Origin of the sequence: Kitasatospora sp. MY 5-36 (assembly GCF_001182915.1) — a bacterium.
In the GTDB taxonomy this organism is placed as follows: domain Bacteria; phylum Actinomycetota; class Actinomycetes; order Streptomycetales; family Streptomycetaceae; genus Kitasatospora.
Genome location: NZ_LFVW01000429.1, coordinates 1 through 10,088, shown reverse-complemented (window position 1 = coordinate 10,088; position 10,088 = coordinate 1). Strand labels below are relative to the sequence as shown.

Below are 10,088 nucleotides of genomic sequence, written 5' to 3'. Positions count from 1 at the left end.
GGTCCCCCTTGCCCGGGGCCGTGCTCTCGGAGGTGGTCTGCTTCGTCCCGTTGGTGCTGCCCTCGTGCTCCCGCGCCGAGGAGGCGGTCGACTGCCGGTTGCTGTTCTCCGGTGCCTGGGGCTCCAGTTCCCTCGTCAGGGGCTTCTGCCCCCCGGTCGACTGGTTGGTCCGCTCGTTGCCCTTGGGCACGGAACCGGAGGAGCCGCCGGACTTTCCGTTGTCCCGCATCGGCTCCAGCGGGGTGTCGCGGGGGGTGGTGCCGCCTCCGGTGGCGGTCCGCTGGTTGTTCGTGGGCGCCTCCGCGCCCTCCTTGAGGGGCTGCTTCACGCCCTCGGGCCGGTTGTTGTTGCCGCCGGGGAGGCCGTCGTGGTTTCCGGGGGTCTTCGCGGAGAGCGAGTTGCGGTCCGTGGCCACAACGGCGTTGTCGCCCTCGACGCGGGCGGAGGCCGAGGACGGCCGGCCGTTGGCGCCGACGTCGCTGCCGGGCCGCGTTCCGCCGGGCTGCCGGTCGAAGGAGGCCTTGTAGGTCTGGTTGTCGACGGGCGTCTCGGACTGCGAGTGGCCGGGGGTCTGCTCGTTCGGGCCGGGCCGGGTGACGTTGCCGGTGCCGGTGCCGTTGCCGTTGACGGTGCCGCGCGAACCGCCGTTCCCGCCCGTCTCGTTGACGGAGCGCGAGGTGGCGTCGGGCAGCGAGCCGTCCTTGCCGCCCAGCGGCCCGTGCGTCTCCTGGCCGCCGATCTGGCCGCCGGTGCTCTTCGGCGGGGCGACGTTGCCGATCCCGCCCGCCCCGGGCTCGTGCACTCCGGTCCCGGGCTTCACCTGACCGCCGGGGGTCGGCTGGTGGGTTCCCGACGGGTCGAGCTGGCCGGGCTCCCGGGTCACCGGCTCGGGGCCCCGGCCGGGCGTCGTGGTCCTGGGCGGGCCGGGCGGGGTGGTGCCGGGGGCCTCGTGGGGGATCCCGGTCTTGGGGGGCTCCACCCCGCCGGGGGCGACGGGCGAGCGTCCCGGCGGCACGCTGCCCGGTTCGGCGCCCAGCGGCTTGCCGCCGCCCGGGAACAGCTCCGGCGGCGGGACCTTGCCGATGCCGCCCGGGGTGACTCCGCCGATGTGCCCCGGCCCTTCCGGAAGCGGCACGGAGCCGCGCCCCGGCAGCGGGACGTGCTCGGTGACCGGGGGCTTCACACCCGGCGGGTCGACCTTCGGCGGGGTCACGCCCTTGCCCCCGACCCCCTTGGGGCCGCCGCCGATCCCGACCTCCTTGGGTCCGCGCAGACCGGCCAGGCCCCCGAGGCCGCCGAAGACGGCCCCGAAGCCCATGCTCATGCCCTCGGCGGCCCAGTCGATCTCGAACGGGACGTCGTAGATCTTGTCGGCGATCAGCTGGGCCAGCAGGTCGGTGCCCAGCTGGAGCAGGCCGCCGGCCACGGCGCCGCCGATGAAGGCGCCGATGTTGAGGATGGTCTGCAGGCTCTCGCCGATCGTCCTCAGGATGTTGGTGATGAGGGTGATGAGGCCTTCGAGGAGCGGCGCGATCAGCCTGGCGAGGAAGCCCAGGCCGAAGGGGAGGACGAACCCGAGGATGGTGGCGATGATGCTGGCCAGCCCGGCCGCGTTGGCGGCCTTCTGCTCGGCGGCCATGATCTTCTCCAGTGCCCGGCCGTAGTCGTTGATGGCGTCGCCGATCTTCCAGCAGGTGGTGACCGCCGGGTCGAGCACGCTGTTGCCGACGAGGTTCCAGGCGTCGTGCGCGGCCACCATGCCGTCACCGGTCCACTGGAACTTGTCCATGGCCATGCTGGTGCCGTACCGGGCCGCGTACACCGTGTTGCCCAGCTCGATCCACTGGTTGCCCAGGGCGTAGATGTCGCTGATGCTGAAGCCGTTGTCGGCCATCGGGGATCCACCTCGAAGCAACTGCCGCGGAGAGCGCGGGCGGGAAGGTACGAACGGGCCGGGGGCTGCGAGAGCCCCCGGCCCGGTGGGAGGAGCCCGGCTGGTCAGGCCGGCTCCTCCTCGCGGAGCGCGACCTGGAGCAGCCTGGCCGGTCCGGAGCGCCGGACGAGGACGCCGCGGCCCGGGGGGCGCTGGGCCGCGCGCTGGTCGCCCAGCAGGACGCCCTCGCGCGGGTCGCCGGAGAGGATCAGGCCGCCGGTGCCGAGGTCCTTGAGCCGGGAGAGCAGCGGGTCGGACATCAGCGGGCGTCCGACACCGGCCACCCGGCGGGCCAGCACCACGTGCAGGCCGATCTCACGGGCCTGGGTGACGTAGTCGGCGAGCCTGGCCAGCGGGGACTGGTGGCCGACCGCGACGAGGTCGTAGTCGTCCACCACCACGTACAGTTCGGGACCGTCCCACCAGTCCCGGGCGCGGAGCTGGGCGGCCGTGATGCCGGGCGGCGGCATCCGCTCGGCCAGCTTGGCGACCAGCTGGTCGACGTAGGCCTCGGCGGCGGCCGCGTCGCCCGCGTAGGCGCCGATGTAGTCCTCCGGCACCGCGTCCAGCAGGCTGCGCCGGTAGTCGATCACCATGAACCGGGACTCCCAGGCGGTGCTCCGGGCGGCCGTGGCGGCCATCCAGGTGCGCAGGAAGGCGGACTTGCCGCTGCCGGCGTCGCCGAACACCAGGAAGTGCGGGTCGCCCGGCCCCATCGCCAGGCCGACCGGCGCCAGGTCGCGCTCGCCGACGCCGATCGGCACCTCGTCCGCGGCGAAGCCGGCCGTCCCCGCGGGGTCGAGGTCCTCGAGCAGCACCCGGTCGGGCAGCATCAGCACCGGCGGGGCGCCGGCGCCCGGCCAGGAGGCGGCGATCTTGCCGAGCGCGTCCTCCTGGGCCTCGGCCAGGCCGTCGGTGCCCTCGCGGCCGTCCAGCCGGGGCAGCACGGCCTGGTACAGCACGCCGGGCGACACGATGCCGCGGCCCTGGATGTTGGGGACCTGCCGGCTCGCCTGGCGGCTGACCTCCGACTCGGTGGGCTCGTTCAGCCGCAGCTCCAGGCGCCCGGAGAAGCTGTCGCGCAGGTTCGGCCGGATGTCGGCCCAGCGGTTGGCGGTGACGATCACGTGCACGCCCACGCCCAGGCCGCGGGAGGCGATGTCCAGCACCGAGGCCTCGGCGCCCTCCAGTTCGGTGCGGATCGCGCCCCAGTTGTCCAGCAGCAGGAAGACGTCGGCGGCCCGGGTTCCGGCCGGCAGCCGGTCGGCCTTGCGCAGCGCCCGGAAGGCCGCCACCGAGTCGATGCCCAGCTCCCCGAAGAGCTGCTCGCGGGCGGCGACCAGGAGGCCGAGCTCGGCCAGCACCCGGCGGGCCCGCTGCTCGTCGCGGCGCCCGGCCACGGCGCCCACGTGCGGGGCGGCCTCCAGCGGGCCGAGGCTGCCGCCGCCGTAGTCCAGTCCGTAGAACTGCACCTCGTCGGGGGTGTGGGTGAGCATCGCGGACAGCACCGTGGTGCGCAGCAGGGTGCTCTTGCCGGTCTGCGGCGCGCCCACCAGGGCGAGGTTGCCGTGGACGCGTTCGAAGTCGAACTGGAGCGGCAGCTGCTGCTGCTGGAGGGGCAGGTCGAGCACGCCGACGGGGAAGGCGAGCCGGCCGGTGCCGGGCCACAGGCCGGCCTGGCGGCCGCGCCCCGGCTGCTCGGAGACCGGGCCGATCAGGCTGTCCAGCGGGATCGCGGCGGGCAGCGGGGCGAGCCAGACCTGGTGCACGGACTGCCCGAACCGGCAGACCTGGTCGACCGCCACCTCCATCTCGGTGGGGCCGGCGGGCAGGGCCGGCGGCTGGGACTCGGCGGGCTCCTCGGGCTCCTCCTGCGGCGCGGTGCGCAGTTCGAAGGGCACGACCGGGAGGCCGGCCGCGGCGCCGTCCTCGCCCGTGCCGGGCTCCTGGTACGGGCCGGAGATGTGGGCGACCCGGAAGCGCTGGTAGACCGACTCGTCCACCTTGAGGTAGGCGGAGCCGGGGATCGGGGGCAGCTGGTAGGCGTCGGGGGTGCCGATCACCGCGCGGCTCTCGGCGGCGCTGAAGGTGCGCAGGCAGACGCGGTACGACAGGTGCGACTCCAGGCCGCGCAGCCGGCCCTCCTCCAGCCGCTGGGTGGCCAGCAGCAGGTGCATGCCCAGGCTGCGGCCGACCCGGCCGATCTGGACGAACAGGTCGATGAAGTCGGAGCGCTGGGAGAGCAGTTCGCCGAACTCGTCGACCACGATCAGCAGGTAGGGCAGCGGCTCCAGCGGCTTGCCGTCCACGTCGCACTGCCCGGCCGCCTGGCGCAGCTGGTACTCGCGCAGCGAGTCGACGTTCCCGGCCGCGCGCAGCAGCCGCTGCCGGCGCTGCTGTTCGCCCTGGAGGGCGGCGCGGACCCGGTCCACCAGGGAGAGGTCGTCGGCGAGGTTGGTGATCAGGCCGGCCACGTGCGGCAGTCCGGTGACGCCGGCGAAGGTGGCGCCGCCCTTGAAGTCGACCAGCACCAGGCTGAGCAGCTCCGGGGAGTGGGTCATCGCCAGCCCGGTGACCATGGTGCGCAGCAGTTCGCTCTTGCCAGAGCCGGTGGCCCCGACGATCAGGCCGTGCGGGCCCATGCCGCCCTGGGCGGACTCCTTGAGGTCGAGCAGCACCGGGTCGCCCTCGCCGGACAGGCCGATCGGCAGGCGCAGCAGCCGCTCGTCGCCGGCCGGGATCCAGCTGACGGACGGGTCGAAGGCGGCCACGTCGGGGGTGCCGAGCATCTCGGGCAGGGTGATGGTGCGGGCCAGCAGCTGCTCGGGCTCCTCGGACAGGCTCAGCGGGGCCAGCGCCCGCGCGGTGAGCTCGCAGAGCTCCGGGGCGGGGGCGTCCGCGACGGCCCCCTCGACCCGGCTGTACAGCTCGGTGTTGCGGCCCTCCAGGACCAGCGAGCCGTCCTCGCCCACCCGGGCGCGCACCTCGGTGCGGGTGGGCTCGTCGCGCTCGGCGCCGACCAGGCAGATCACGGTGATGCCCAGGTCGGGCCCGGCCGATTCGAGCAGGGAGGTGGCCACCGGGCCGCGGGCCCAGGCGGCGGCCGGGTCGTACGGGTCGAGCAGGACGACGAGCCGGCGCATCACCGGGGCGGGGGCGCCCGCCAGGACGGGCCGGCGGGTGGTCCGCTCGGCCTGGGCGCGGGTGATCGCGCCCTCCAGGGCGTCGGCGAGCGCCTCGAACTCGGCGGCGACCAGCGGGACCACACCGGCCGGGCTCGGGGCCCCGGCCTCGTGGGTGTGCGGGAGCCACTTGGCCCACTCCCAGTCGGGGTCGCCGCCGGTGCAGACCACGACGGTGACGTCGTCGGGGGCGTGCAGCACCGCGAGCTGGCAGAGCAGCGAGCGGGCCAGCGCCCTGGTCCGGTCGGCGGGGCCGAGCAGGCTGAGCACGCCGGTCCTGACCAGGTCGACCAGGGCGGGCTGGCGGCCGACCGTACCGGCCTGGTCGACCACCCGCTGCGCGGCGGCGTGGGTCTGCTCGTCGTACTCCGCGAGCGGGTCGTTGCGGGTGCCGAGCTGGATCGGGGTGGCCAGCGGGCCCTGCCCCTGGCCCAGGCGCAGCTGCAGGAAGTCCTTGTCGGTGGCGCGCCGTTCCCAGACCCGGCGGCGGCGCTCGGCGAGCGCCCAGAGCCGCTCCGGCGAGGGGTGCAGCCAGCCGGCCGCCAGCCGCTGGCTGTCGGCGACCTGGCGGGCCGTCTTCTTGACGTCGGTCAGGTAGCGCAGGTAGCGCTCGCGCTGGCGGTCCTTGGTCTGCCGGGTCGCGCTGCGCATCTGGTGGCGGACGGCGAGGGTGGCGGCGATCGAGATCAGCACGAAGCCGACGCCCAGCGCGATCAGCAGCGGGTTGCGGTACATCACCATGTAGGCGGCCATGCTGATGCTGCTCATCAGCGGCAGCAGCAGGGAGAGCCAGGTGCTGGCCGAGGAGTTGGCGCCCTGCGGGGTCTGCGGCGGGGCGGGCAGCACCACGCGCTGGTCGGGCAGGGCCGGCGGCAGGGCGCGGGTGGGCCGGTGGAAGGGGATCCTGCTCACCTGGTTGTGCCTCTCGGTGCTCGACTGCGGCGGTGGTGCGGCGGGCCCTGGCGCGGGGGCGCGCCGGGGCCGGGGCGGGGGTCGGGCGGGTCAGAAGATCTCGGCGACCACGGTGTTGCTCTTGTCGTTGACGAGGTCCTTCGGCGGCGGGTTGTAGGCGTTCGGGTCGCCGGTGCCCGTCGAGGGGGCGCCGATGGCGGCGGTGAGCGGCGCGAAGAGCTTGGTGACGATGAAGTCCTCGGCGTGGTCGTAGTTGGCGGCCGCGCTGCCCACGGCGATCATCAGCCGCTGGAAGACCCCGTCCGCGCCGTCGGGCTTGGCCTTGGTCTTGGTCCCGACCAGTTCCGCCATGCAGGCGTTCCACTGGTCGAAGATCGCTTTGGCCTGGTCCGCGGTCTGTCCCGCCCAGCCCAGCTTGAGGTCGGCGAGGGTCTGCTCGATCGTGACCAGGCTGTCCAGGATGCTGTTCAGGGAGGCCTCGACGGTGGCCTTGGCGGCCGCCATCTCGTGCAGCGGGATGGTGAGCTTGACCGTGTCGTAGTCGGGCGTGACCGGAGCGGGGGTGCCGGGGTTGGGTTCGACGCTCATCAGGCGCGCACGTTGTTGTAGTTGGCCAGTTCCATGTCGTGGTACATCCGGTAGGCCGACCGCATCCGCCTGGTCATCTCGTCGAGCAGGTTCTGCAGGTCGACCATGTCGTCCTTGTAGACCTTGGTGATGGCGGCGAAGGAGGTTCCGGCCGGGCCGATCCAGCCGGTCTCCAGGGGTGCCAGGGCCGTCGCGATCGCGTCGATCTCCCCCTTGATGTTCTCGCTCTCGGCGCCCAGCGTGCCGGACGCTTCGAGCAGTTGCTGCAGGTCGACCTTGAATTCCTGCAAGGTGTAGGCCACGGCAGGCGCTCCCCGGGGGCTCGTCGTTCGGCCGGTCCGCACCGGTCCGGCCCGGCCCGATCCGCGTACGGCTGGTCCACGTACGCACGTCGGCCCTGCGGAGTCTAGGCAGCGGCCGGACGGGCGGGACAGACCCGCTTTCTGTCCCCCCGGCGTCCCCGAACGGGGACCTCCCGCCCCGGGCGGCCGGTGGGCGAGGATGGCCCTGTTCACTGCCCGCTCCCTGCTCCGGAGGTCCGCGTGGTCGCCCCGATCAACTCCCCGATCTACGTCCCGTCGCCCGAGGACGGCGGCGGCGGAGACCCCAAGCCGGGCGGGGGCGCGGCCGACCCGACCCTGAAGATGCTGTGGGAGAACGGCTACGTCCCGGGCTTCAACGAGGGCTTCACGAACCCCGCCAACGCCCCGTCCGGGACCGGCCCGTCCGGGACCGCCCCCGCGCCGCCCAGCCACGCGTCCTTCTCGGTGGACCTGTCGACGGTCTACTCCGTCATCGTCAGCGGGGCGTCCACCACCTCCGGGGTGGTGGACGCCTACAACGCCCTGAAGGCCAAGGTGGACGCCGTGGTCGCCAGCGGCACCTTCTGGGGCCAGGAGTTCGCCCCCGTCGGGACCTGGTACGACAACTCGGGGATGGCCGGCGGGATGGGCCCGATCGCGCGGACGGGGCCCATCCCGGACAAGGGCGTCCAGAAGGCCGCCCAGAAGTTCGCGCCGATCATCAACCCCGAGCTGCAGACGGCGCTGCGCCAGGTGGCCGACGCCGTCGAGATCTACGGCGTCTACCTGGCCCGGCTGGACCTGGCGGGCCAGGCCTACGCGTCCGCCGACCACGGGTCGATCCTCCCGGAGGTCGCGCCGAGGCCGACGGCCTGACCGGTCGCCGGCGCCGTGCCCCGGGGCGGGGAGCCCCAGGGCGCCGTGCGCCGGACCGCCGTGCCCCGGACCGCCGTACGTCAGACCGCCGTGCTCAACTCCGGCAGGTCCTGCGGCAGGACGGTGGTCAGGTCCTCGGCCGTCGGGGCGTCGAGGTCGGCGATCCGCTGGGCGTGCCGCTCCGTGATCCACTGGAAGACCTGGCGGGCGGTGCGGCCGTTGCCGAAGCCCTCGTCGCGCGGCAGCTCCGTGAAGTACCCGGCCAGCGCGGCCAGGGTCGGCTCCGGCAGGTCGTAGCGGTGCTGCTCGGCCTGGTGGGCGACGATGTCGACCAGCTCCGGACCGAGGTAGTCGTCGAAGGTCAGCGTGCGGGTGAACCGGGAGGCCAGGCCCGGGTTGGCGTCGATGAAGCGCTGCATGTCCCCGGGGTAGCCGGCCACGATCACCACGACCTCGTCGCGGTGGTCCTCCATCAGCTTGACCAGCGTCGAGATGGCCTCCTGGCCGAAGTCGCCGCCCTGGCCGTGCGGCACCAGCGCGTAGGCCTCGTCGATGAAGAGCACCCCGCCCAGCGCCCGGCGGAACACCGCCGTGGTCTTGGGCGCGGTGTGCCCGACGTACTCGCCGACGAGGTCGCCGCGGTCCGCCTCGACCAGGTGGCCGCTGGAGAGCATGCCCAGCGCGTGCAGGATCCGCCCGTACAGCCGGGCCACGGTGGTCTTGCCGGTGCCCGGGTTGCCCGCGAAGACCACGTGGCGGCTGGTGGGCGGCGGCGGCAGGCCCATCTCCTTGCGGCGCCGGACCAGTTGCATCAGCTTGACCATGGTCTCGACGTCGCGCTTGACCCGCTCCAGGCCGACCAGCCGGTGCAACTCCCCGAGCAGGGCCGCCAGTTCGGCCTCGGCGCGGTCCCGCTCCTCCGTCCCGTCCGCCTCGCCGTCGCCCGCCGGCGCGCCGGCCCCCGCCGTCGCCCCGGCTGTCGCTCCGGCCGTCGTTCCCGGCAGCGACCAGGGCCGGGCGATCCCGGCCGGGGTGCCCGGGGCGACCGGCTCGCCGACGGCCGGCAGGGTGGCCTGCTCGACCCGCTCCGTCCGGCAGTCCTCCAGCACGGCGGCGGCCCGCTCGGCCAGCGCGACGTCCTCGGCGGTGTCGTGGACGAGGCAGCGGCGCAGCACCGGATCGGCGCCCGCGCCGACGTACAGGGCCGGGTAGCCGGTCTCGGACAGCGCGCAGTCCTCCAGCAGGCCGTGCGCGCCCTCGTCCAGGTACAGGCCGTTCTTGGCGGTGCGCGCGATCGTGCTGGCCCGCACCCGCGGGTCGGCGCCCGCCCGCACCACGATGCCGCTGCCCGCCGTGTCGGTGATCTCGCAGCCGTCCAGCACGGGGGTGCTCCGCTCGGCGGCGAGCAGGCCGGAGCCGCCGGTGTCGTGGATCCTGACGCGGTTCAGCAGCACGCCGGTGCGCTCGCCGACCTCCACGCCCGCGCCCGCCGTGGCGGCGATCTCGCAGTCCTCCAGCAGCGGGCGGTGGCGGGTGTCCAGGCGTACGCCGACGCCGGTGGCCCGTACGGTGCAGCCGCGCAGCACCGCGTCGGCCCGCTCCTCCACCGAGACCCCGGCCATCCGGGCCTGCTCGACGGTGGTGCCCTCGGCGCTCAGCAGGGAGTTGCCGGTGACCCTGATGCCGTGCTCCGGCGTGCCGTGCAGGCGGCAGTCGGCCAGGTCGGCGGAGCCGCCCTCGCCCAGGTGCAGGCAGCTGAAGCCCGCGTCCGCCACCTCGCTGCCGCTCAGCGCCAGTTCGGCCTCGCCCGCCACGTACACGCCGTTGCCGGTGGCGCGCAGGAAGCCGCCGCCCTCGACCCGCGCCGAGGCGCTCTGGCCCAGGGCCAGCCCGGTGTCGCCGGTGTCGGTGGTGACGGTGTCGTACAGGCGCAGGCGGCTGCGGTCCACGGCCACGATCCCGGCGCCGCCGGTCCGCGAGACCCGGCAGTCCCGCAGCAGCACCCGGGCGTCCTCGTCGGCGAGGACGCCCACGGTGGCGGCGCCCGTGATCTCGCAGTCCGTCAGCACGGTGCCGCCCTCGGCCGGCTCGGCCGACCCGGCCGCGAGCGGCTCGGGGGTGTCGGCCGAGACGTGCAGGCCCGCCGCGTGGTTGCCGTGCAGGCGGCAGGCGCGCAGCACCGGGGCCGCCGCGTCGGCCACCCGGACGGCCGCGCCACCGCTGCCGGTCACCTCGCAGCCCTCGAACGAGCCGCCGCCGGTGCCGCCGACGTACAGGCCCTGGGCGCTGCTCGGG

Annotated in this window: 5 protein-coding genes and 1 pseudogene; 1 reads left to right on the top strand and 5 read right to left on the bottom strand. The window is 74.6% G+C overall.

Translation table 11 applies throughout. The features are described 5' to 3' along the window. The 4 genes and pseudogenes from AE652_RS25590 to AE652_RS46595 all read right to left on the bottom strand — a co-directional run. Positions 1–1,894, bottom strand: a pseudogene (locus tag AE652_RS25590) (hypothetical protein); the annotation flags it as partial. A 104-nt stretch (positions 1,895–1,998) separates the two neighbouring features. Further along, a complete protein-coding gene (gene eccCa, locus AE652_RS25585; RefSeq protein WP_049655554.1) occupies positions 1,999–6,027 on the bottom strand; it encodes a type VII secretion protein EccCa in 4,029 nt (1,342 codons plus the stop codon). 90 nt (positions 6,028–6,117) lie between these two features. Further along, entirely contained in the window at positions 6,118–6,615 is a 498-nt protein-coding gene (locus tag AE652_RS25580) for a WXG100 family type VII secretion target (RefSeq protein WP_049655553.1), read from the bottom strand. Continuing rightward, positions 6,615–6,917 carry a WXG100 family type VII secretion target gene (locus AE652_RS46595; protein WP_049655551.1) on the bottom strand — a complete coding sequence of 101 codons (303 nt, stop codon included), beginning with the start codon at positions 6,915–6,917 and terminating at the stop codon, positions 6,615–6,617. The genes AE652_RS25580 and AE652_RS46595 overlap by 1 nt, the downstream gene beginning before the upstream one ends. A 240-nt stretch (positions 6,918–7,157) precedes the next feature. Here AE652_RS46595 and AE652_RS46590 point away from each other — a divergent pair, with 240 nt between their 5' ends. Continuing rightward, on the top strand, positions 7,158–7,793 hold the full coding sequence (locus tag AE652_RS46590) for a hypothetical protein (RefSeq protein WP_049655550.1): 636 nt from the start codon (positions 7,158–7,160) through the stop codon (positions 7,791–7,793). 80 nt (positions 7,794–7,873) lie between these two features. On the opposite strand, the gene AE652_RS25565 is transcribed toward AE652_RS46590, so the two are convergent. Further along, positions 7,874–10,088 (bottom strand): right-handed parallel beta-helix repeat-containing protein (locus AE652_RS25565; protein ID WP_049655549.1); only part of this gene is annotated, 2,215 nt, incomplete at its 5' end.